The sequence below is a fragment of the Streptomyces albidoflavus genome, from assembly GCF_000719955.1.
In the GTDB taxonomy this organism is placed as follows: domain Bacteria; phylum Actinomycetota; class Actinomycetes; order Streptomycetales; family Streptomycetaceae; genus Streptomyces; species Streptomyces albidoflavus.
The window spans coordinates 261,282-283,186 of sequence record NZ_JOII01000002.1; the positions used below are offsets into that span (position 1 = coordinate 261,282).

The following is a 21,905-nucleotide window of genomic DNA, read 5'->3' on the forward strand; positions in this document are numbered from 1 at the left end:
GCGGCGGGCGCAGTCCCGGCGAAAGGGACCTAAGCACGCTTAACCAGTCGGTCACAACACGTTCGTGATCAGGCAACACCGCTCCTCCACAGTGGAGGCATGACGATGGAGACGACTGACACGACGCCCGCGGCCGAGACGGGGACGGAGGCGGGAGCCGGCTCCGCGGCGCCCGCCAGGAGCGCTGTGCGGGGCCGCTCCCGCTGGGCCCGGCGCTCCGGCCGCCGCGCCCCGGCGCCCGGGACCCACCACTGGCGGCGGGACCTGGTGGAGCTGGCCGGCCTCTTCACGGCCGTCGCGGTGGCGGACGCCATCGCCAAGACCGTGGTGAACGGCCCCAGGGGTCCGGTGATGCTGCTCGCCTCGGCGGTGGCCCTGCTCGTCACGGCGGCGGTGCACTGCTGGTGGGCGCGGCGCCATCCGCACGCCCCGCCCCCGGCGGATACCGGGCCCGCGGCGGGCACCGCCGGTGAGCTGGCCGCCGCCTCGCAGGGGGCGCCGGGCGCGACGACGCTGTGGCGGATGCGGACCACCGTGCGGGACGAGCCGGGCTCGCTGGCGCAGCTGTGCGGAGCCCTGGCCCAGCGGAAGGTCGACATCCTGAGCCTGCAGACGCATCCGCTGGCGGAGGGGACGGTCGACGAGTTCCTGCTGCGGGCGCCCGAGGGGCTGGCCGCCGTCACGCTGACCCGTACGGTCGCCGGGGCGGGCGGCAGCTCCACCTGGGTCGAGCGGGCCGACACCCACGACCTGGTCGACGCCCCGACGCGGGTCCTGGGCCTCGCCACCCGTACCGCGCTGGACCCGGCCGAACTGCCGCTGGCCCTGCGTCAGTTGCTGGGCCGCTGCACGATCCGGTCGGTGCCCGCGGCCCGGGCGCAGGCGGACGGGCAGGCGGTGCCGGTGGAGGGTGTGCTGGACGGAACGGTGCTGCGGCTGCGCGCCCCCGGGGACGGGGTGGTCACCATCGAGCGGCCCCATCTCGCCTTCACCCCGACCGAGTTCGCGCGGGCGCGGGCGCTGGTGGAGCTGGACAGCCGGCTGGGGGCGCGGCTGCCGCGGACCCGGCACGTGATGACGCTGGACCGGGGCGAGGCGGTGACGGTGCAGCGCGCCGACGCCGACGACCTGGCCGAGGCCCGCGCCCTGCACGAGCGCTGCTCGCCCGAGACCCTGGCCAGGCGCTACCACGGCCCGGTCCGCGACGCCGACCGCTACCTGGACCACCTGCTGAGCCCGCGGTTCGGCCGGACGCTGGCCGCGCGGGACGCCGAGGGCCGCATCGTGGCCCTCGGGCACCTGCTGTGGGACGGCGACGAGACGGAGATCGCGCTGCTGGTGGAGGACGCCTGGCAGCGCCGGGGCATCGGCGGCGAACTCCTCGGCCGGCTGGTCGCGATGGCCGTGGAGGCGGGCGGTGAGAGCGTCTACGCCGTGACGCAGGCGTCGAACACCGCGATGGTCGCCGCCATGCGCGGCCTGGGTCTCCCCCTCGACTACCAGATCGAGGAGGGCACCCTGGTGATCACCGCCCGCCTGGACGTCACTCCGGTGTGCTCCCGGCCCGCGTACGACCTGCGTCCCGGGAGTGCCCGTTCCGGGCGCTGACCGGCTCCGCCTCCCCGGCTCCGTTCCCGGCCTCCGCGCCGAGGGCGGAGTCGAGGTCGTTCCAGAGGTCGTCGGCGTCCTCCAGGCCGACCGAGAGGCGCAGCAGCCGGTCGCTGACGCCGTGGGCGTGGCGGTCGTGGGCGTCGACCACGCGGTGGCTGATGGAGGCGGGGTGCTGGATGAGGGTGTCGACGCTGCCGAGGCTGACGGCCGGGGTGATCAGCCGGACGCCGGCGATGACCTGGTGCGGGTCGCCCGCGGTCTCGAAGGCGATCATGGCGCCGCCGACGGCAGGGTAGTGGACGCGGGTGACACGCGGGTCGGCGCGGAGCCGTTCGACCAGGGTGGCGGCGGTGGCGGAGGCGGCGCGCATCCGGACGGGCAGGGTGGCCAGGCCCCGCAGCAGCAGGTAGCCGGCGAGCGGGTGCAGGACGCCGCCGGTGGTGAAGCGGACCTGGCGCAGGGTGCGGGCGAACTCCTCGTCGCAGGCGACGACGCCGCCGAGCACGTCCCCGTGGCCGCCGAGGTACTTGGTGGCGCTGTGCAGCACGATGCGGGCGCCGGACTGGGCGGGCCGCTGCAGGACGGGGGTGGCGAAGGTGTTGTCGGCCAGCAGCGGCACGGTGCCGCACGCGTGGGCGACGGCGCGCAGGTCGATCTCGGCGAGGGTGGGGTTGGCGGGGGTCTCGACGAGGACCAGGCCGGTGTCCGGCCGGATGGCGTCGGCGATGCCGGCCGGGTCGACCCAGGTGACCTCGGTGCCGAGCAGCCCGGTGTTCAGCAGGTGGTCGCTGCACCCGTACAGCGGGCGGACGGCGACGACGTGGCGCAGGCCGAGGGAGGCGCGGGCCAGCAGGACGGCGGTGAGGGCGGCCATGCCGCTGGCGAAGGCGACGGCGGCCTCGGTCCCCTCCAGCCGGGCGAGGGCGGTCTCGAAGCGGCCGACGGTGGGGTTGCCGAGGCGGGCGTAGACGGGCGGGCCCTCCAGCTCGGCGCCGGTGGCGGCGAAAGCGTCGAGGCGGGCGGCCTCGGCGCGGCTGTCGTACGAGGGGTAGGTGGTGGAGAGGTCGAGCGGCGGCGCGTGCAGGCCGAGGGCGGCGAGGTCGTCGCGGCCCGCGTGGACGGCTTCCGTGGCCAGGGCCCGGGATGCGGGCGGCGGCGTGGCGGGGGTGTGCGCGGCGTCGGTGGTCATGGCCCGAGGGTGCGGGGCCGTCCGGCGGCGGCGGCCAAGTCCCGTGTTACGTTCGCCGGATGACCGAATCTGTCGTACTGGACACGGTGGATCTGCGGATTCTGCGGCTGTTGCAGAACGACGCACGGGCGACCTACCGCGAGCTGGCCGAGGCGACCGGGGTGGCCGCCTCCACCTGTCTGGACCGGGTGACGCGGCTGCGCCGGTCCGGGGTGATCCTCGGGCACCGGCTGGAGCTGGACCCGGCGAAGCTGGGGCGCGGGCTGCAGGCGCTGCTGTCGGTGCAGGTGCGGCCGCACCGGCGGGAGCTGGTCGGGCCGTTCGTGGACCGCATCCGGGCGCTGCCGGAGTCGCGGGCGGTCTTCCACCTGACGGGCCCGGACGACTACCTGGTCCACGTCGCGGTGGCGGACATGACCGATCTCCAGCGGCTGGTGCTGGACGAGTTCACCTCGCGGCGGGAGGTGGCGCGGGTGGAGACGCGGCTGATCTTCCAGCAGTGGGAGTGCGGGCCGATGCTGCCGCCCGGGACGGCCGGGACGGGAAGGTAGTGACGCCGGGGGCCCGATCGTACGAGGATGGGCCTCATGTCAGAGTTGAAGAACCCGTTGCCCCGTCAGGTCGCCGACGCCTACGTCGACGACCTCATCGCCCTCGACCCGATCACCGGTACGTACCTCGGAGTGGCGGAGAGTTCCGGGAAGCTGCCCGACTTCTCCCCGGCCGGACGGCAGGCCGCGGCCGGCCTGGCGTCCGCGACGCTGGCCGCGCTGGACGAGGCGGAGCGGCGCCCCGGCGGTGACAGCGAGGAGGAGCGGCGCTGCGCGCGGCTGCTGCGTGAGCGGCTCACCGCCGAGCTGGCGGTCCACGAGGCCGACGAGGACCTGCGGGCGGTCAGCAACATCCACTCCCCCGCGCACTCGGTCCGCGAGGTCTTCACGGTGACCCCGACCGGCACCGAGGAGGAGTGGGCGGCCGTGGCGGAGCGGCTGCGTGCCGTGCCCGCGACGCTGGAGGGGTACCGGCAGTCCCTGGAACTGGGCCTGGAGCGCAAGCTGTACGGCGGCCCGCGGCCGACGGCCACCTTCGTCGGGCAGCTCACCGAGTGGGCGGGCGGGGAGGGCCGGCCGGGCTGGTTCGAGACCTTCGCGGCGGACGGCCCCGAGGCGCTCCGCGCCGAGCTGGACGCGGCGGCGGCCGGGGCGAGCGCGGCCGTGGCGGCGCTGCGGGACTGGATGCGCGACGTGTACGCGCCGGCCGTCGAGGGTCAGCCGGACACCGTGGGCCGCGAGCGCTACCAGCGCTGGTCCCGTTACTTCAACGGCACCGACCTGGACCTGGACGAGGCGTACGCGTACGGCTGGTCGGAGTACCACCGGCTGCTCGGCGAGATGCGCACCGAGGCGGAGAAGGTACTGCCGGGGGCGGCGACGCCCTGGGAGGCGCTGAAGCACCTGGACGAGCACGGGGCGCACATCGAGGGCGTGGACGAGGTCCGCGACTGGCTCCAGAGCGTGATGGACGAGGCGATCGAGGCGCTGGACGGGACCCACTTCGAGCTGGCGGAGCGGGTGCGCCGGGTCGAGTCGCGGATCGCGCCGCCCGGCGGGGCCGCCGCGCCGTACTACACCGGTCCCTCCGAGGACTTCTCGCGGCCGGGCCGGACCTGGCTGCCGACCATGGGCGAGACCCGCTTCCCGGTCTACGACCTGGTGTCGACCTGGTACCACGAGGGCGTTCCCGGCCACCACCTCCAGCTGGCGCAGTGGACGCACGTGGCGGAGAGCCTCTCGCGCTACCAGGCGACGGTCGGCATGGTCAGCGCCAACTGCGAGGGCTGGGCGCTCTACGCGGAGCGGCTCATGGACGAGCTGGGCTTCCTGACCGACGCCGAGCGGCGGCTCGGGTACCTGGACGCGCAGATGATGCGGGCCGCGCGGGTCATCGTCGACATCGGCATGCACCTGGAGCTGGCCATTCCGGACGACTCGCCGTTCCACCCGGGCGAGCGGTGGACGCCGGAGCTGGCCCAGGAGTTCTTCGGGATGCACAGCGGCCGCCCGGCGGAGTTCGTGGAGAGCGAGCTGACCCGCTACCTCTCCATGCCCGGCCAGGCGATCGGCTACAAGCTGGGCGAGCGCGCCTGGCTGCTGGGCCGCGCCAACGCCCGTGCGGCCCACGGCGAGTCCTTCGACGCCAAGGCGTGGCACATGGCGGCGCTGTCGCTGGGTTCGCTGGGCCTGGACGACCTGGTGGACGAGTTGTCGAAGCTCTGACGCGTACGGGGCCGGGCGCGTGCGCCCGGCCCCGGGGCGCGCCGGTCCCGGTCAGCGCCGGAAGCCGCCCTCGGAGTCGATGACCTGGCCGGTGATCCACGCCGCCTCGTCGGTGGCGAGCCAGGAGAGCAGCCGGGCCGGGTCGTCGGGCCTCCCCCACCGTCCGGCGGGGAAGAGCGCGGCGATGTGCGCATGTGCCTCGCCGGTGAGGTAGCCGGTGTCGACCGGGCCGGGGTTGACCGTGTTGACGGTGACGCCGAGCGGGGCGAGCGTGGTGGCGAGGGAGCGGGTGGCGGAGGCCAGGGCGCCCTTCTGGAGGCTGTAGGCGATCTCCTCGGGCATGCCGCCCCCGTGGTCCTGGCCGGAGGTCATCATCAGGACGCGGCCGGGCGGGGCCTCGTCGTCGAGCGCGGCGCGGTGCCGGGCGTACGCCTGGATCAGCAGGATCACCGAGCGGGTGTCGACCGCCCAGTGGGCGTCCAGGGCACGGGCGTCGATCGCGTCGAGCGGGCCGTCGTCGCCGCTGCGGGCGTGGTTGGCGACGAGGATGTCGAGCCGCCCGCCGAGGGCTTCCACGGCGTCGGCGAGGAGCCGGGCCGGGGCTTCGGGGCCGGCGAGGTCGGCGGGCCCGTGGGTGACGCGGGCGCCGGGCGCCGCGAGGGCCTCGCGTACGGATGCGGCGACGTCCTCGGGGTCGTCGGCGCCCCAGGGCTGGGCGGCGTCGTGCGGGACGTGGTGGTGGAGGTGGACGCTCGCACCGTACGCGGCCAGCCTGCGGGCGACGGCGTGGCCGATGCCGCTCCGCCGGCCGGCACCGGTGACGAGCGCGGTACGGCCGCGCAGCGGCAGCGGGTCGCGGGCGAGGTCGGCGGGGGTGGGCACGGGAAGTTCGGGCATGGGCGCCATGATCGCGGCCGGACTCCCCCGGGTCCAGGAGGATTTCCGGCCCGGGGGCGGGCCGAAGGTTCCGGGGGCTTCAGCAGCCGCAGTCGTCCGCGGCGCGGAGGGGTGCGGTCAGCGGGTCGGGGGCGCTGGTGCGCGGGCCGTCGGCCGTGTCGTAGGGGAATCCCTCGCGGACCCAGTACTCGAAGCCGCCGAGCATCTCCTTGACGCGGAAGCCCTGTTCGGCCAGGGCGAGGGCGGCGCGGGTGGCGCCGTCGCAGCCGGGGCCCCAGCAGTAGGTGACGACGGGGCGGGCCGGGTCCAGGAGCCGGCCGGCGAGGGCGGGGACGGAGGCGGTGGGCAGGTGGACGGCGCCGGGGACGTGGCCCTGGTCCCAGGCGGCGGTGGAGCGGGAGTCGACCAGGGTGAAGCCGGGGGTGCCGGTGGCCAGGTCGGCGGCGACGTCCGAGACGTCGGTGTGGCGGGCGAGGGCGGCACGCAGGAGGGCCGCCGCCTCGGCGGGCGGGGCGGGCGGCACGGCGAGGACGGCGGAGGGGGAATCCCCGGTGGCCGCCGGTACGGACGAGGTGGGCTGCGGGGCGGCGCTGAACTGCTGGTTCATGGGGTCGAATCTAGATTCGGGCGACCGCACCCTGAAGGAGTGATCCCCGGCGAACTGGTTGATCCGCCGGGGATGCGCCTGCTAGAGATGCCGCATGACCGAGTTTTCCCCGGACGCCACCGACTGGCGCATCCTGGAGGCCCTCCAGCGGGACGGGCGGGCGAGTTTCGCCGAGCTGGCGCGGGCCGTGTCGATGTCGGCGAGCGCGGTGACCGAGCGGGTGCGGCGGCTGGAGGAAGCGGGGATCGTGCGCGGCTACACGGCGGTGGTCGATCCGGAGCGGCTCGGGTACGCCATCCTGGCCTTCGTCCGGCTGCGCTACCCGAACGGCAACTACAAGCCCTTCCACGACCTGGTGGCGGCCACCCCGCAGATCCTGGAGGCGCACCACGTGACCGGGGACGACTGCTTCCTGCTCAAGGTCGCGGCCCGGTCGATGCGCCACCTGGAGGAGGTGACGGGCCGGATCGCCGGGCTGGGTTCGGTGACGACCAGCATCGTCTACTCCTCGCCGCTGGCCCGGCGGGCGATCGGCCCCTGACCCGTCAGCCGCCGGTGCCGTGGACGCGCAGCGCGGAGCCGTCCCGGCCCTTCACCACCTCCAGCTGGGTGTGGACGCGGCGGCGCAGGTCGGCGACGTGGCTGACGATGCCGACGCTGCGGTCCCGCTCGCGCAGCGTGTCCAGGACGTCGAGGACGTCGTCGAGGGTCTGGTCGTCGAGGCTGCCGAAGCCCTCGTCGATGAAGAGGGTGTCCAGCCGCACCCCGCCCGCCTCGTCGGTGACCACGTCGGCGAGGCCGAGCGCGAGGGCGAGGGAGGCGAAGAAGGTCTCGCCGCCGGAGAGCGTCGCGGTGTCCCGCTCGCGGCCGGTCCAGGCGTCCACGACGCGCAGCCCGAGCCCGGAACGGCCGCGTCCGGAGCGGTCGGCGGTGTGCACCAGGGTGTAGCGGCCGCCGGACATGCGGTGCAGCCGCACGGTCGCGGCCGCCGCCACCTGTTCGAGCCGGGCGGCCAGCACGTACGACTCCAGCCGCATCCGGCGTTCGTTCTCGGTGGAGGTCCCGGCGGCCAGCTGCGCCAGCCGGGCCACCCGCTCGTACTGTGCGCGCAGCGGTCCCAGGCGCCGGGCCTCGGCGGTGGCCTGCCGGGAGAGGGCGTCGAGCGCGGCGGTGTCGCGGCCGGCCGCCTCGTCGGTGGCGGCGGCGGCGCGCAGGCGCAGGTCGGCGCGGCGGGCCCGGTCGGTGGCCGCGTCCGGGTCGGCGGGCGGCAGGGCCGCGGCGTCGGCGGTGGCCGGGTCGGCGAGGGCGGAGCGCACCTCGGCCTCCTCCAGCCGGCGGGCGTCGACCGCGTGCTGGAGTTCACGGTGGTCCGCGTCGTCCAGGACGGCGGCGGCCGCCTGCTCCGGGGTGTCGAAACCGGCCCGGTAGGCGGCGTCGGCGAGGCGCGCGTCGGCCTCCTTGAGCCGGCCGGCGCTCTCCTCGGCCGCGCGGGACGCCTCGGCGGCCTCGGTGAGCAGCGCGGCCCGCTCCTCCAGCTGGCGAGCGCGTGCGGCCACCCCGGTGGCGCCGCCGCGCGCCTGCGCCAACTCCTCGTCGAGGGTGGCCTGTTCCCGTACCAGGCTGTCGCGGAGGGTGGCGCGGGCGGCGGCCCGGCGCTCGGCCGCGTGGCGTTCGGCGAGGCGGCGCTCGTGTTCCCGCCCGGCGGCGTCGAGCCGGTGCCGGACGGCGTGCAGCCCTTCGGCGGCCGCCCTCGCCCGCTCGTACTCCCCGGCGAGCCGCGCCGCCTCGGCCGCCAGCCCGGCCACCTCGGCGGTGGTGGCGGCGGCCGTCGCGGCGGCCAGCTCCTCCCGTACGACGCCCAGGGCGCGTTCGGCCTCGGCCCGCCCGGCATCGCTCCGGCGGTAGGCGGCGTGCGCCGCGTCCTCGGCGCGCTGGTCGACATGGCCGTCGGCGCGGGTGGCCGGGTGCGGGTGGGCGGTGGCGCCGCAGACCTCGCAGGGCTCGCCGTCGGTGAGGCGGTCGGCGAGTTCGGCGGCGATGTGGGCGAGCCGGGTCTCCTTCAGCTCCAGCCAGTGGCGTTGCGCGGCGGTCGCTTCCTCCCGGGCGGTGAGCGCGGCGGCGCGGGCCCGGTCGGCGTCGGCGGCCAGGGTGTCCCGGCGGCGGGCGGCGGCGAGCCGTTCGCGGGCGGGGCCGAGGAGGGCTGCGAGCCGGTCGGCGTCGGCGGCGGCGTCGCGGGCCTCGGTCTCCTCGCGCTGGAGCCCGGAGCGGGCGGTGTCCCAGCGCTCCAGCCACTCCGCGGTCTCGGCCAGCAGCGTCTCGTCGGCGTGCTCGTCGCGGTCGACGCGGTCCAGTTCGCCGGTCAGCTCGGCGTGGCGCCGCTCGGCCCGGCGGGCGGAGGCGAGGGCGCCCAGCTCCTCGACGGCGGTGCGGGCGAGCGCGGCCAGCCGGGAGGCGGGGACGGTGTGTTCGGCGGGGAGCGCGGCGCGGGCCGCCTCCTCGGCGCGGCGGGCGCGTGCGTGGGCCCGCTCGGCGGCGTGCCTGAGGTCGAGCGCCCCCTGCACGGCGGCGGCCTTGCGGGCGTGGGCGAGGCGGGTGAGCCGTTCCTCGTGGGCCTCGGCGGTGGCGGCCAGCCGCTCGCGGCGCGCGTGCAGCTGTCCGGCGCGCTGCTGGAGGCGGTGGAGTTCGCGGGCCTCGTCCAGGGCGCGCCGGGCGGCGGTCTGTTCCTGTTCGGCGGCGGTGAGGGCGAGGCGGGCGACGGTCCGGCGTTCGCGCAGGTCGGCGCGGGCGGTGGCGGCCCAGCCGAGCACGTCGGCGGCGAGCCCCGGCTCGCCCGGTTCGGCCTCGGGGACCGGCACGCCGGTGGCCTCCCCCGCGACCTGCCGCATCCGCTGGAGGGCGGCGAGCAGCACCCGGTCGCCCTCCTGGACGCGGTCGGCGGCGGCCCGGCGCAGCTCGGCGAGGTGCTGCTCGACGGCGGCGAACCGGCGGGTGTCGAAGAGCCGTCCCAGCAGCCGCCCCCGAGCCTCGGCGTCGGCGCGCAGGAACCGGGCGAAGTCCCCCTGCGGCAACAGGACGACCTGGCAGAACTGCTCCTTGCTCATACCGAGCAGCTGGGTGATCTCCTCGCCGGTCTCCTGGTGGGAGCGGCTGAGGTCGCGCCAGGTGCCGGTGGCGGGGTCGTACTCGCGCAGCCAGGTCTGTGCCTTGTCGACCGTGGTGCCGGCGGCGCGCTTCTTGGGGCGTTCCCAGGCCGGCTGCCGGGTGACCTCCAGGCGGCGTCCGGCGACGGTGAGGTCGAGGACGACCTCGGCGCGGGCGTGGGGTGCGGCGTGGTCGCTGCGCAGCCCGGTGCCCTGGGCCCCGGTGGCGCGTTCGCCGGGCAGGGAGCCGTAGAGGGCGTAGCAGACGGCGTCCAGGACGGAGGTCTTGCCGGAGCCGGTCGGGCCGTGGAGGAGGAAGAGTCCGGCGGCGCTGAGCGCGTCGAAGTCGATCTCGTGGGCGCCTCCGAAGGGGCCGAAGGCGGTGATGCCCAGCCGGTGCAGCCTCATCGGTGGACCTCGCCCAGGTGGTCGGCGGTGCGGACGGCGTCCAGGGCCTCGTGCAGCAGGGCCCGTTCGGCGGTGTCGGGGCCGACGCCGCCGCGAACGTGGCCGACGAAGTCCTCGGCGATCTGCCGGTCGTCACGGCCGCTGAGCCGCCGGGCGTACGAGTCGAGGGCCTCCTCCTCGCTCCGGTCGGGGGCGAAGACGAGGCTGAGGGTGTGCGGGAACCGCTCCTGGAGGCGGGCCATCGGGTCGGCGGGCCGCACGGCGTCGGTGAGCGTCACCTCCACCCAGGACTCCGCGTGCCGGGCGAGGCTCTCGTCGGCGAGCAGCTCCTCCAGGGCGCCCCGCAGCCGGGCGAGCGGGCGCGGCACCGGGCAGTCCAGCCGCTCGGCGCTCACCTCCCCCTCGGCGTCCAGGTCGACGAGCCACATGCTCTTGCGGTGGTCCGCCTCGGAGAAGGAGTACGGGAGCGGGGAACCGGCGTAGCGGATGCGCGGGGTGAGGGTCTGGCAGCCGTGCAGGTGGCCGAGGGCGGCGTAGTCGACGCCGTCGAAGACCTCCAGGGGGACGGCGGCCACCCCGCCGACGGTGATGTCCCGTTCGCTGTCGCTGACGGCGGCGCCGGTCACGAAGGCGTGGGCGAGGACGACGGAGCGGGTGCCCGGCGCGCGCCCGGCGAGGTCGGCGCGGACCTGGTCCATGGCGGCGCGCAGCACGGCCTCGTGGCCGGCCCGCTCGACCCCGAGCACGTCCTTGACCAGGGCCGGTTCGAGGTACGGGAGTCCGTAGAAGGCGACGTCGCCGTGGCGGTCGGCCATCACGACGGGCTCGCCGCAGGCGGCGGGCGAGGTGCGCAGGTGGATACCGGCGCGGCCGATGAGCCCGGCGCCCACACCGAGGCGGCGGGCGGAGTCGTGGTTGCCGGAGATCATCACGGTGGGGATGCCGGCCTCGGCGAGCTGGTGCAGGGCGGAGTCGAAGAGTTCGACGGCGGCGAGCGGCGGGACCGCCCGGTCGTAGACGTCCCCCGCGACCACCACCACGTCGGCCTCGCGCTCGCGGGCGGTCTCGACGAGGTGGCCGATGAAGCCGGCCTGCGCGCCGAGCATGCTCGCCCGGTGGAAGGAGCGCCCCAGATGCCAGTCCGAGGTGTGCAGCATCCTCACCGCGCCCCACCGCCCCACATGCCCACCCGCACCCCTGCCTCCCGAACCGTCCCGCCCTCACCGGCCTGACCACCGGCACGCACCACGCTAACGCCGCCCACCGACAGCCCGGTCACGGACCCGGGCGGAATGCCCGGTTCCGGTGAGAGTCGCCGCCGCCTTTGATCCGGCGGGACGGCTACGGGCCCGAAAGGGCCATCGCGGCCACGACGACCCCCAGCAGCCCCGCGTAGGCCCAGGCGTGGACGCGGTCCGGGATGTGGGGCGGGTGGCGGCGCAGCAGGGCGATGACCGGCAGGGCGCCGAGGAGGAGGGCCGTGGCGGCACGGAGGTCGACGAGGCCGACGAGACCGACCGGGGTGCCGTCGGCCACGGCGGGGGCGGCGGCGGTGGCGAGGTGGACGGTGGCGGCGGGGAGGGAGAGGGCCAGGGTGAGCGGGTTGGCGAGGGCGGCGGCGACGCGCATCGGGTGGCCGGCCCGTCGCATGGCGGGGACGGTCATGACGCTGCCGCCCACACCGAGGAAGGCGGCGAGCGCGCCCACGGGGGCGCCGACGAGGGCCGGGAGGGCGCGGGGCGGCACGGACGAGGCGGCCTGTCCGCGTGGGCGCAGGAAGCCGGGCCGCAGGAGGACGTCGGCGAGGGTGACGGCGGTGTAGGCGACGAACGCCCAGTGGGTGAGGACGGGCGGGGCGAGGCGGGTCGCGAAGGCGCCGGCCGCGCCGCCGGCGGCCAGCAGGAGGAGGAGCGGGCCGCCGCCCCGGAGCGCGGCGAGGGTCCGGCGCGGGGTGACGGCGGTGGCGAATCCGGCGTTCACCACCATCACCACCACCGAGGTGGCCACCGCCACCCGCGTCGCCTCCCCGCCCAGCGCGGAGTCGGCCCAGACCACGACCGGCACGGTGACGAACCCCCCGCCGAAGCCGAAGAGCACCGTGGTCGTTCCCGTCAGCAGCCCGACACCGAGCAGCACCAGCAGATCCATGGCCCCACCCCACCAACCACGCGGGGGTGCCCGCATGCGATGCCCGGCACGATTCCTTCGCGACCCGGCCAGCACGGGTACGGTGGCCCGGTGAGGAACATCCCCCTGGACGAGGTGGACCACGTCGGGCGGGCCGTCCTGCCGATCGGCACCGACTACCCGCCCGGGCACCTGCTGGACTGGCACGCGCACCGGCGGGCGCAGTTCCTCTACGGCGCCACCGGCGTCATGGTCGTCGACACCGCCGACGGCACCTGGACCGTCCCGCCCGAACGGGCCGTCCTCATCCCGGCGGCCACCCGGCACCGGGTGCGGATGCTGGGGGTGAGCACCCGCAGCCTGTACGTCGAACCGGACGCCGTGCCCTGGTGGCCCGCCGTCTGCACGGTGGTCGACGTCTCCCCGCTGCTGCGGGAACTCCTCGCCGTGGCGGTCGGCTTCGAGGCCGGCTACAGCCTGGCGGGGCGGGAGGGCGCCGTCGCCACCCTGCTCCTGCACGAGATCAACGCCGGGTCGCCGCTCCCCTTCCACCTGCGCGTCCCCGCCTCCGCCGATCTCGCCGGGCTCTGCCGCGCCTACCTGGCGGCTCCCGACGCCGGTGCCACCAACGCCGCCTGGGCGGCCCGGGTGGCCATGAGCGAACGCGCCTTCACCAGGCGGTTCCGGGCCGAGACCGGGGACAGCCCCGCCCTCTGGCGCGGGCGGGCCCGCCTGCTGGCCGCCGTACCGCTGCTGCGCGAACGGTCGGTCACCGAGGTGTCGGGCCGCGCTGGCTACGCCTCGCCCGCCGCGTTCACCGCGGCCTTCACCCGGAGCTTCGGCACACCGCCGTCCCGGTTCGCGGGGCCCGCGCCCCGCGCCTGACCCGTCATGTGATCACCGTCACGCGGGAGTCCCGGTCCGGCTGTCGCCCGAACGCCCCTCGGCGGGCGTATGCCCCGTGAAGCAAGAGACCCGGGAGAGCACGTTGACCGTCGAGGAGTTCGAGGATTTCTACGCCCAGAAGGCGGCCGCCCTCACCGGCCAGTTGTACGTCATGCTCGGTGACCTCCAGGAGGCGCAGGACGTCGTGCAGGAGGCGTTCGTCAAAGGCTGGTCACGCCGCAGGCAGCTGGACCACGACGGCCACCCCGAGGCATGGATACGGACGGTCGCCTGGCGGCTGGCGGTGAGCCGCTGGCGCGGGCGCCGCCGGACGGCCGACGCCTGGCGACGCCGGGGCGCGCCGCCGGCCCAGGTGCCCGAGCCAGGACCGGAACAGGTGGTGCTGGTCGACGCCCTGCGGGAGCTGCCCGCCCAGCAGCGGCGCACCCTGACGCTGCACTACCTCTGCGACCTGACCGTCGAGCAGATCGCCCACGAGGCGGGGCTCTCCCTCAGCACCGTCAAGACGCACCTGGCGCGCGGGCGGACCGCGCTCGCCCGCCACCTGCGCGACTTCCACTTCGAGGAGGGCCCCGTTGTCTGACGCCCCGGACCCCTTGCGGTCCCTGTTCCAGCAAGCCGGACAGGACGGCGTACGCCGGGCCCGGCCCGCTCCCGTGGCCCACATCGCCGAGCGCGGCCGGCACAGGCACCGGCGCCGGCTCGCGGTGGCGGTGGCCGGCCTCTGCCTGGCCGCCGGCACCGGCGGCGCCGCCGCGCTCTCGCTGCGGTCCCAGGCCCCGGCGCCCGTACCGCCGGCCGTCGTCCCGTCGCCGGCTCCGCCCGTTCCCCTGCCGCAGGACCGGAGCCCCTCGCAGGGCCCCACGGACGCGCCGGTCCCTGGGCGGACCTCGCCGCCCGCGACGACCGACGGCTCCACGCCTCCCGGCACTCCCACGACCTCGCCGCCGACGCCGACGCGTACCACTCCCGGCGCTGCCTGAAAGGCGACCGCATGTCCCTGGTGACCCTCGACCCCGCGCCCGCGACGCGCGAGCACGCACCGGCGCCGGAGCCCGGGCTCTCCCCCGGGTGGGCCGCGCGGTGCCGGAGGCGCGGCGCGGGCCTGCTGGACCGGGGCGACCGCGAGGCGCTCTGGCTCTACCTGCTGACCCGGATCTCCCTGTGGGGGACGGCCTACTGCACCCGCCTGCTCTTCCCCGACCGGCCCGGCGCCCGCGAACCGGCCCCGCTGCTCACCGCGTTCGAGCGGTGGGACTGGCACCACTACCTGCACATCGCCCGTGACGGCTACTTCCCGGGACCGGCGGGGAGCGGCACCACGTACGGGGACAACCGGGAGGCGTTCTTCCCCGGCTTCCCGATGCTGCTGCGCGCGGTGCACACCCTCGTCCCGCACTGGACCGCGGCGGGGCTGCTGATCTCGCTGGCGGCCGGGGCGGTGGCCGTGGTGGCGCTGGGGCGGACCGCGCGCCGGTACACCGCCCACGCGGAGGCCGGGCGGCGCGCGGTGCTCTTCTTCCTGGTGTCGCCGTGCGCGGTCTTCCTGGCCGCCGGCTACACGGAGGCGCTCTTCCTCGCGCTGGCCCTCCCGGCGTGGCTCGCGGCCCTGCGGCACCACTGGGCGCTCGCCGCCCTGCTGACCGCGCTGGCGACCACCGTGCGCGTCAGCGGCCTCTTCCTCGCCGCCGCCCTCGCCGTCCACCTCGTCATCGCCACCCGCGGCGCCGGGCGGCTGCGCGCCCTTCCCTGGCTGGCGCTGCCGGCCGTCCCCCTCGTGTCGTACGCCGGTTACCTGGCGGCGCACACCGGCGACTGGGCGGCGTGGCAACGCGCCCAGGAACGCGGCTGGTACCGGAGCTTCCACCTGCCCTGGGACGCCTGGTCGGCCACCTGGGAGGCGGCCTTCGGCGACCGGCACCCCACCGGCTACGCCCTCATGTTCCAGGCCGAACTGCTGGCCATGGTGGTGGGGATCGTCCTCCTCTGCGTCCTCGCGCGGCGGCGCCTGTGGCCCGAGGCCGTGTACCTGGCCCTCACCCTGGCGGCCCTCGGCACCTCGTACTGGTACATGTCCCTGCCCCGGTCCACCCTCCTGTGGTGGCCGCTGTGGATCGGGCTCGGCACCCTGAGCCTGCGCAGACCCCGGGCGAAGGCGGTCTACCTCTGCCTGGCCGGGCCGCTGACGACGATCCTCGCGGTCACCTTCCTCTCCGGCAGGTGGGCCGGGTAGCGGCGCGCGCTCACCCGGTCGGCCCCTCCGCCGCGTTGCGCCCCGCGCCCCGGCTGCCCAGCCTGAAGCCATGGCTCCTTCGCACACCACCGGTCCCGGCAGCACCGTCGTCGTCTACGGGGAGCCGGACCACCGGCACCGGCTCACGGTCCACCTCGACCTGCGCTGCCCGTTCTGCAAGCGGATGGAGAACGGGCTGGGCACGATCATGACCGACGCCGCCGACCAGGGGCGGTTCACCCTGCACTACCGGTTCGCGACGGTCATCGACGACGGAGTGGGCGGCAGCGGCTCGCTCACCGGGCTGAGCGCGCTCGGCGCCGCAGCCGACGAGGGGCAGCGGCAGTTCGCCCAGTACCTCCACGTGCTCTTCGCCGAGCAGCCCGCCGAGGAGGTGGACGCCTTCGCCGACACCGGCACCCTGCTCACCCTGGCCGGAGAGGTGGACGGGCTGCGCGGCGAGGAGTTCGACCGCAAGGTCCGCGAGGGCACGTACCTGCCGTGGGCCCGGGAGGTCTCGGCGGCGTTCGAGGCCGGCGAGGTGAGCGGCACCCCGACGGTCCTGCTCGACGGCACGCCGCTGCCGGTGATCAACCCGATGGGGTACGCCGTCAGCCCGGAGGCGTTCCTCGCCGAGCTGCCCCGGGTGTGAGGCGCCGGACGCGCTCAGGCGTCGCCGTACGCCTCGCCGCCGGCCCGAAACTCCGCCTCGCCCGCGGTGGCGTCCGCGAGCCAGCTACGGAAGGCGTCGACCTCGGCGTCGGGCAGCCCGATGTCGAGGGTGACGCGTTCGCCGTAGTGGACGTCCCGGATGGTGCGTCCGGCGGCCCGCAGGTCGTTCTGGAGGCGCCCGGCGCGCTCGTGGCCGACGGTGACCGAGGCGAGCCGGAACCGGCGCCGGGTCCGGGTGCCGAGCGCGTCCAGGGCCTCGCCGACGCTGCCGCCGTAGGCGCGGATGAGGCCGCCCGCGCCGAGCTTGACCCCGCCGTAGTAGCGGGTGACGACGGCGACGGCGTACCGGATGTCGCGGCGCAGCAGCATCTGGAGCATGGGGACGCCGGCCGTGCCGCCCGGTTCGCCGTCGTCGGCGGCCTTCTGCACGGAGGCGTCGGCGCCGATGACGTAGGCGTAGCAGTTGTGGGTGGCGTCGGCGTGGGCGCGGCGGACCCGGGCGATCACCGCCTGGGCCTCCTCCTCGGTGGCCGCCGGGGCCAGGGTGCACAGGAAACGCGAACGGTTGATCTCGGTCTCGTGCACGCCCTCACGGGCCACGGTGCGGTACTCGTCCTGCATCGGGCCAGCCTATGTGGCACCCGGGACGGGCCGCAGGGCGGGGAATGGCTCCGCCGCGTGCGGGGTTGCCCGGACAGGCCGCATGGCCGGCGGCCGTCGTACGAAGTGAGGAGAGCGTCATGCCGGAGCCTTACGGAGACAGCGAGACCGTCCGCCGCATCCTGCGGGAGAGCGGCGACACCTGGGCGGTCGTCGGCCTCTCCGCCAACGAGGAGCGGGCCGCGTACGGCGTGGCCCGGGTCCTGCAGCGGTACGGCAAGCGGATCGTGCCGGTGCACCCGAAGGCCGAGACGGTCCACGGCGAGCAGGGGTACCCGTCGCTGGAGGCGGTGCCGTTCCCGGTCGACGTGGTGGACGTCTTCGTCAACTCCGCCCTCGCCGGACAGGTCGCCGACCAGGCGGTGGCGGCCGGCGCGAAGGCGGTCTGGTTCCAGCTCGGCGTCGTCGACGAGGCCGCCTACGAGCGGACCCGGGCGGCGGGCCTGGAGATGGTCATGGACCGGTGTCCGGCGATCGAGATCCCGGCGCTGGGGTGAGGCTCAGCGCACGCCCGGCACCGACACCGCCATGGTGAACTCCGCCGCCTCCCCGTCCTCGTTGCGGTAGGCGTGCGGGGCGTCGGCGGCGAAGGCGACGCTGGAGCCGGCCGGGACCCGGTGGGCCGCGCCGTCGACGGTCAGGGTGAGGGTGCCGGCGGTGACGTGCAGGATCTCCCAGGTGCCCTGGGGGTGCGGGTCGGAGCTGTTGCCCTCGCCGGGCATGAGCCGCCACTCCCAGAGTTCGAGGGGGCCGGGTGCCTCGGCGCCGGCCAGGAGGCGGCCGTGGCTGCCGGCGGTGGTGTCCCAGACGGTCGCGGTCGCCTCGGGCGGGACGACCCGTACGCGCGGCCCGCGTGCGTAGTCGAGGAGGCTGGTGACGCTGACGCCGAGGGCGTCGCCGATCTTGACGACGGTGGCGATGCTCGGGTTGGTGCGGGCCTGCTCGATCTGGATCAGCATGTTCCGGCTCACCCCGGAGCGGGTGGCCAGCGCGTCGAGGGTGAAGCCGCGCTCGGCCCGCCAGTGTCTGACGTTGCGGGCGAGCGACCGGGTCAGCAGATCGAGATCCGACACATTCCGTCCAGGGAGAGGTGAGCAGGCGGTCAATCTACTGCACCAGGGGTTCCCGGCCGGGGGGTGCGGGGACGGTCCGCTCGCCTCCCTCAGCCGCTGCTCTCCGCCTCCCAGGCGGCCAGCGCCCGCAGCTGAGCGGGGGTCACGTCCTCGGGCAGCGGCACCGGGGGCGGGGTGCGCAGCGGCGGCTGCCAGCCCTCCTCCTCGGTCCAGCGGCGGACCACGCGGGCCGGGGCGCCGGCGACCACCGCGTGGTCGGGGACGGTGCCGCGCACCACGGAGCCCGCGCCCACCACGACGTTCCGGCCGATCCGGGCGCCGGGCAGGATCACGGCGCCCGTCCCGATCCAGCAGCCGGGACCTATGGACACCGGGTCGGTACGGGGCCACTGGCGGCCGATGGGCTCGTGCGGGTCGTCGTAGCTGTGGTTGGTGGAGGTCACGTAGACGTACGGGCCGAAGTAGCAGTTGTCGCCGATGGTGACGGTGGTGTCGGCGATGACGTGGCTGCCGCGGCCCAGGACGACGCCGTCGCCGATGTGCAGGATCGGGTCGGGGCCGAGGTCGAGGTCGGGCATGAGCCCGGCGGTGAGGGTGACCTGTTCGGCGATGATGCAGAAGGCGCCGACGCGTATCCAGGGCTCGCCGAAGATGGTGCCCTGCGGGTAGGCGATGCGGGTGCCGTCGCCGAGCGCGCCGAACCGCAGCCGTCCCGGGTGCTCGGCGGTGACGGTGCCCGCCCGGCGGACCCAGCGGCGGCCGGTCTGCACGGCGGCGTGCGCGAGGCGGGCGCCGCCGCGGGCGAGGCCGCGGGTGAGCGGGGTCAGGGGGTTCTTCGGCACCCGGCCACCGTACTCACCGGTAGGGCCGCCGGGACCCGCCCGGACCTGTGATCTTCACCCCAGCGGCACCCGCCCAGGCCCGCCGTCACTCCCCGGCGACGGCCTTCGCGTGGGCCTCGGCGAGGGCGCGGTAGCCGTCGGCGTTGAAGCGGATGCCCTCGCGCTCCTCCTCGGTCAGCTCGCGGCGGACCTTGGCGGGCACCCCGGCGACCAGCGAACCGGGCGGCACCCGCATCCCCTGCGGGACGAGGGCCTGGGCGGCGATGAGCGAACCGGCGCCGATGTGGGCGCCGTTGAGCACGGTGGCGCCCATGCCGACGAGGACGTCGTCCTCGATGACGCAGCCGTGCAGCACGGCGTTGTGGCCGACGGAGACGCCGGTGCCGATGGTGACGGTGAAGCCGGGGTCGACGTGGACGGTGGCGTTGTCCTGGATGTTGCTGCCGGCGCCGAGCCGGACGGGCCCGCAGTCGGCGCGCAGCACGGCGTTGTACCAGAGGCTGGAGCCCTCGGCCATGACGACGTCCCCGATCACCACGGAGCCCGGTGCCGTGAAGGCCCCCGGGTCGATCTCCGGTTCCTTGCCGCCGATCGCGAGGACCGTGGTGCCGTCCGCCATGCCGACTCCTTCACTCCGTACGCCGTGACGCGTCCCGCGCCGGGAGCACCGTACGCGACGGCCCGGGTCACTCCGTGGCCAGGGCCGGGGAGTCGGGCAGGGCGGCGGACGCCTTCTGCGCGCGGCGCCGGAGGACGAGGGTGGTGGTGACGCCGACGACCACGGCGAGGACCAGGCCCAGCCAGGAGAACCGCTTGAGCCACGCCTCGGCGACGATCCCCAGCGAGTAGATGACGGCGGTGGTCCCGCCCGCCCAGACGATGCCGCCGGTGATGTTGGCGATCAGGAACTTCCAGTACGGCATGCGCAGGACGCCGGCGAGGGGGCCCGCGAAGATCCGCAGCAGGGCGACGAAGCGGCCGAAGAAGACGGCCCACATGCCCCACTTCTGGAAGGAGCGTTCGGCCAGGGCGATGTTGGCCTCGCCGAAGTGGCGCGGGAACCTGCGGCCGAGCCGGGCCAGCAGCGGGCGGCCGCCCTTGCGGCCGATGGCGTACCCGATGGAGTCGCCGATGATCGCGCCGGCAGAGGCGCAGGCGCCCAGGACGTAGGGGTTGATGTCGCCGTGCTGGGAGGCGAGCAGGGCGGAGGAGACCAGGACGATCTCGCCGGGCAGCGGGATGCCGAGGCTCTCCAGGCCGATGACCACGCCGACCAGGGCGTAGACGCTGACGGCCGGGACAGTCTCCAGCCACTCCTGCACGTGCACAGTCGGTTCCTCCCGCATCGCGCCGGACCCGCGGATTCCGGGCACGGACGCGCGCAGCCTACTGGACCGCGACGGGGCCGGACGCCTCGGCCGCCGGGACGTCCGGGCCGGTGGGAGGGGTGGGACGGGCTCCCCGGCCCGGCTGCCGGGGAGTTGGGGACGCCGGGCCGGTCAGCTGTTGGGGCGCAGGGTCCAGACCACGGTCATCTCGCCGGTGACGGCGCCGTCCTCGCGGGTGATCTCGACGTGGACGGGGAACTCCGGGCGGGTGCCCGCGTCGAGTTCGGCGACCACCTCGGCGGCCGGGCGGCCGAGGACGGCGGTGGCGGTGACCGGGCCGAGGGCCAGCTTGCGGTAGCGGATGTCGGCGCTGGCGGCGAGCGGCACGGCACGGGTCAGCTGGTCGCCGAAGGCGGCGAGGACGATGGCCCCGCTCGCCGACTCGGCGAGCGTGAACATGGCTCCGGCGTGCGGGCCGCCGACGTGGTTGTGGTAGGCGGCCTGGTCGGGAAGGTGGGCCACGGCACGCTCGGCGGTGACCTCGCCGAAGGTGAGGTCGAGGGTCCGCACCATGGGGACCGTGGCGGCGAGCATCTCGCCGATGGACATCTGTTCTGCGCTCATGGACCGGATGTTACCCACGAGTAGCGAGAGTTGGCCATGGTTTCCCGGCGGCGGTCGTGACGGAGTCGGGACAGCACAGGCGTGGCAGCGGCCCTCCCACGGCCTCTATGGTTACTGGCCATGTGGCCAGGACAGCAGCCGCCCGGGGGCGAGCAGAACCCGCAGGACCAGAACCAGAATCCGAACGCGGGAGGAACTCCGCAGCAGGGTCAGAACCCACCCGTTCCGGGCGGCACGCCCGCGCCGGGGCCGAACCCGTACCAGCAGCCGGGGTACCAGCAGCCGAACCCCTACCAGCAGCCGGGATACCAGCAGACGCCGTACCCGCCGCAGCCGGGCCAGCCCGGTCAGCAGGGCCAGTGGGGCGCGCCGACCGTCACCGTCGGCGCCAAGCCGCCCGGGGACGACCGTAAGAAGACCACGATCGTGGCCATCGTCGCGGCGACCGCGGTCGTGGTGGCGACGGCCGTCACCGGTTTCGTGGTCTTCGGCGGGGACGACGGCAAGAAGGACGAGGCCGACGGCAAGCCCACCCCGGCCGCCTCCGCCGAGAAGTCGGGTGAGCCGGCCGAGAAGGAGCCGAGCGAGAAGCCCGCCAACCCGCGCGACGGCAGCAACGGCGAGCAGCCCACCATCGCCGGGTGGACGGCGGTGGTCAATCCGCGCTTCGGCACCGTCTTCGACGTGCCCCAGGGCTGGGAGCTCCGGTCCACCGACACCAGCATCGGCTTCGAGTGGGAGAACGATGACGGCGAGTGGGACCGCACCACGGTCACCGCCCCCGCCGAGCTGAAGCCCAAGTGGTGCACCGACGACCCGGACAAGGACGGCTCCACCAGCGACACCTCGCTGGCGACGGCCGGTACCCGGGGGGAGAACGGCGCCAAGGACGCCGACGAGGCCGCCGAGACCCGCGTCCCGTGGTGGATCTTCGGCGGCTACACCGAGCCCGACAAGAAGAGCGTCAAGCAGGGGAAGCCCAAGCCCTACACCACCAAGTCCGGGCTCAAGGGCAGCGTCATCACCGCGCACTCCGAGAACACCCCGCAGAAGGGGAAGTGCGCCAGCGACGGCAAGGCCATCACCTTCGCCTTCCAGAACGGTGCCGGCGACTTCGTCACCTGGAACCTCTACGGCGCCAAGGGCGTCAAGGACGAACTCGCCGAGGACACCATCCAGAAGATCCTCAGCACGGTGCGGCTCACCAAGGAGGAGCCGACGGGCTGAGCCCCACGCCCTCGGGGCACCCGGGTGGCCGGCACCGGTCCCGCCACCCGGGCACGCTCCGATAACCGTTTGGCCACACGGGGGC

The 21,905-nt window shown here is 75.4% G+C and carries 22 protein-coding genes; 10 read left to right on the plus strand and 12 right to left on the minus strand.

The window, feature by feature from the left end:
• Positions 1–186: 186 nt before the first annotated feature.
• Positions 187–1,608, plus strand: a complete 1,422-nt coding sequence (locus IF45_RS0102950; RefSeq protein ID WP_030305294.1) for a GNAT family N-acetyltransferase — start codon at positions 187–189, stop codon at positions 1,606–1,608.
• Here IF45_RS0102950 and IF45_RS0102955 read toward each other — a convergent pair.
• Positions 1,544–2,800, minus strand: a complete 1,257-nt coding sequence (locus IF45_RS0102955; protein WP_030305295.1) for a trans-sulfuration enzyme family protein — start codon at positions 2,798–2,800, stop codon at positions 1,544–1,546. The genes IF45_RS0102950 and IF45_RS0102955 overlap by 65 nt on opposite strands.
• Positions 2,801–2,859: 59 nt before the next feature.
• Between IF45_RS0102955 and IF45_RS0102960 the strand changes: the two genes are divergently transcribed.
• Together IF45_RS0102960 and IF45_RS0102965 are read left to right on the plus strand one after the other, a co-directional pair.
• Positions 2,860–3,351 carry an Lrp/AsnC family transcriptional regulator gene (locus tag IF45_RS0102960; RefSeq protein ID WP_003946847.1) on the plus strand — a complete coding sequence of 164 codons (492 nt, stop codon included), beginning with the start codon at positions 2,860–2,862 and terminating at the stop codon, positions 3,349–3,351.
• Positions 3,352–3,387: 36 nt separating this feature from the next.
• Positions 3,388–5,076, plus strand: a complete 1,689-nt coding sequence (locus tag IF45_RS0102965) for a DUF885 domain-containing protein (RefSeq protein WP_030305297.1) — start codon at positions 3,388–3,390, stop codon at positions 5,074–5,076.
• Between the two features lie 51 nt (positions 5,077–5,127).
• Here IF45_RS0102965 and IF45_RS0102970 read toward each other — a convergent pair whose 3' ends face one another.
• Both IF45_RS0102970 and IF45_RS0102975 read right to left on the minus strand, forming a co-directional pair.
• On the minus strand, positions 5,128–5,973 hold the full coding sequence (locus IF45_RS0102970; protein ID WP_003946849.1) for an SDR family oxidoreductase: 846 nt from the start codon (positions 5,971–5,973) through the stop codon (positions 5,128–5,130).
• A gap of 79 nt (positions 5,974–6,052) precedes the next feature.
• Positions 6,053–6,580 carry a rhodanese-like domain-containing protein gene (locus IF45_RS0102975; protein WP_030305300.1) on the minus strand — a complete coding sequence of 176 codons (528 nt, stop codon included), beginning with the start codon at positions 6,578–6,580 and terminating at the stop codon, positions 6,053–6,055.
• 94 nt (positions 6,581–6,674) lie between these two features.
• Between IF45_RS0102975 and IF45_RS0102980 the strand changes: the two genes are divergently transcribed.
• Positions 6,675–7,121, plus strand: coding sequence for an Lrp/AsnC family transcriptional regulator (locus IF45_RS0102980; RefSeq protein WP_018469681.1), 447 nt, complete (start codon positions 6,675–6,677; stop codon positions 7,119–7,121).
• Between the two features lie 4 nt (positions 7,122–7,125).
• Here the strand turns inward: IF45_RS0102980 and IF45_RS0102985 are convergent, their stop codons facing one another.
• The 3 genes from IF45_RS0102985 to IF45_RS0102995 form a co-directional block, all read right to left on the minus strand.
• Entirely contained in the window at positions 7,126–10,128 is a 3,003-nt protein-coding gene (locus IF45_RS0102985) for an AAA family ATPase (protein ID WP_030305303.1), read from the minus strand.
• Positions 10,125–11,291 carry an exonuclease SbcCD subunit D gene (locus IF45_RS0102990; protein WP_030305304.1) on the minus strand — a complete coding sequence of 389 codons (1,167 nt, stop codon included), beginning with the start codon at positions 11,289–11,291 and terminating at the stop codon, positions 10,125–10,127. The genes IF45_RS0102985 and IF45_RS0102990 overlap by 4 nt, the downstream gene beginning before the upstream one ends.
• Before the next feature lie 178 nt (positions 11,292–11,469).
• Complete coding sequence (locus IF45_RS0102995) at positions 11,470–12,276, minus strand: TSUP family transporter (RefSeq protein WP_015508221.1); 807 nt, start codon at positions 12,274–12,276, stop codon at positions 11,470–11,472.
• Positions 12,277–12,366: 90 nt separating this feature from the next.
• Between IF45_RS0102995 and IF45_RS0103000 the strand changes: the two genes are divergently transcribed.
• The 4 genes from IF45_RS0103000 (at position 12,367) to IF45_RS0103020 (ending at position 16,046) form a co-directional block, all read left to right on the plus strand.
• Positions 12,367–13,140 carry an AraC family transcriptional regulator gene (locus IF45_RS0103000; RefSeq protein ID WP_030305307.1) on the plus strand — a complete coding sequence of 258 codons (774 nt, stop codon included), beginning with the start codon at positions 12,367–12,369 and terminating at the stop codon, positions 13,138–13,140.
• Positions 13,141–13,216: 76 nt separating this feature from the next.
• A complete protein-coding gene (locus IF45_RS0103005; protein WP_165395715.1) occupies positions 13,217–13,744 on the plus strand; it encodes a SigE family RNA polymerase sigma factor in 528 nt (175 codons plus the stop codon).
• Positions 13,745–14,155: 411 nt separating this feature from the next.
• Positions 14,156–15,394 carry a mannosyltransferase family protein gene (locus IF45_RS0103015; protein ID WP_030305313.1) on the plus strand — a complete coding sequence of 413 codons (1,239 nt, stop codon included), beginning with the start codon at positions 14,156–14,158 and terminating at the stop codon, positions 15,392–15,394.
• Between the two features lie 70 nt (positions 15,395–15,464).
• Positions 15,465–16,046, plus strand: a complete 582-nt coding sequence (locus IF45_RS0103020) for a DsbA family protein (protein WP_008413010.1) — start codon at positions 15,465–15,467, stop codon at positions 16,044–16,046.
• A gap of 14 nt (positions 16,047–16,060) precedes the next feature.
• On the opposite strand, the gene IF45_RS0103025 is transcribed toward IF45_RS0103020, so the two are convergent.
• On the minus strand, positions 16,061–16,687 hold the full coding sequence (locus IF45_RS0103025; RefSeq protein WP_008413008.1) for a YigZ family protein: 627 nt from the start codon (positions 16,685–16,687) through the stop codon (positions 16,061–16,063).
• Between the two features lie 119 nt (positions 16,688–16,806).
• Here IF45_RS0103025 and IF45_RS0103030 point away from each other — a divergent pair, with 119 nt between their 5' ends.
• Positions 16,807–17,223: a CoA-binding protein gene (locus tag IF45_RS0103030; RefSeq protein WP_010639762.1), complete on the plus strand. Its 417-nt coding sequence runs from the start codon at positions 16,807–16,809 to the stop codon at positions 17,221–17,223.
• Positions 17,224–17,226: 3 nt separating this feature from the next.
• Here IF45_RS0103030 and IF45_RS0103035 read toward each other — a convergent pair whose 3' ends face one another.
• From IF45_RS0103035 to IF45_RS0103055, 5 genes are all read right to left on the minus strand, one after another.
• Positions 17,227–17,799 carry a helix-turn-helix domain-containing protein gene (locus IF45_RS0103035; protein WP_008412823.1) on the minus strand — a complete coding sequence of 191 codons (573 nt, stop codon included), beginning with the start codon at positions 17,797–17,799 and terminating at the stop codon, positions 17,227–17,229.
• An 89-nt stretch (positions 17,800–17,888) separates the two neighbouring features.
• Positions 17,889–18,641 (minus strand): acyltransferase, encoded by a 753-nt coding sequence (locus IF45_RS0103040; RefSeq protein ID WP_008412820.1) that lies wholly within the window; start codon positions 18,639–18,641, stop codon positions 17,889–17,891.
• 85 nt (positions 18,642–18,726) lie between these two features.
• Positions 18,727–19,260: a gamma carbonic anhydrase family protein gene (locus IF45_RS0103045; RefSeq protein WP_003946865.1), complete on the minus strand. Its 534-nt coding sequence runs from the start codon at positions 19,258–19,260 to the stop codon at positions 18,727–18,729.
• A 67-nt stretch (positions 19,261–19,327) separates the two neighbouring features.
• The gene (locus IF45_RS0103050; protein ID WP_008412815.1) at positions 19,328–19,969 is read right to left on the minus strand and encodes a DedA family protein; all 642 of its coding nucleotides are present in this window, start codon (positions 19,967–19,969) and stop codon (positions 19,328–19,330) included.
• A gap of 171 nt (positions 19,970–20,140) precedes the next feature.
• Entirely contained in the window at positions 20,141–20,578 is a 438-nt protein-coding gene (locus tag IF45_RS0103055; RefSeq protein ID WP_003946867.1) for a DUF4442 domain-containing protein, read from the minus strand.
• Positions 20,579–20,713: 135 nt separating this feature from the next.
• Between IF45_RS0103055 and IF45_RS0103060 the strand changes: the two genes are divergently transcribed.
• Positions 20,714–21,820, plus strand: a complete 1,107-nt coding sequence (locus IF45_RS0103060; RefSeq protein WP_008412813.1) for a DUF8017 domain-containing protein — start codon at positions 20,714–20,716, stop codon at positions 21,818–21,820.
• The last annotated feature ends 85 nt before the right edge of the window (positions 21,821–21,905 follow it).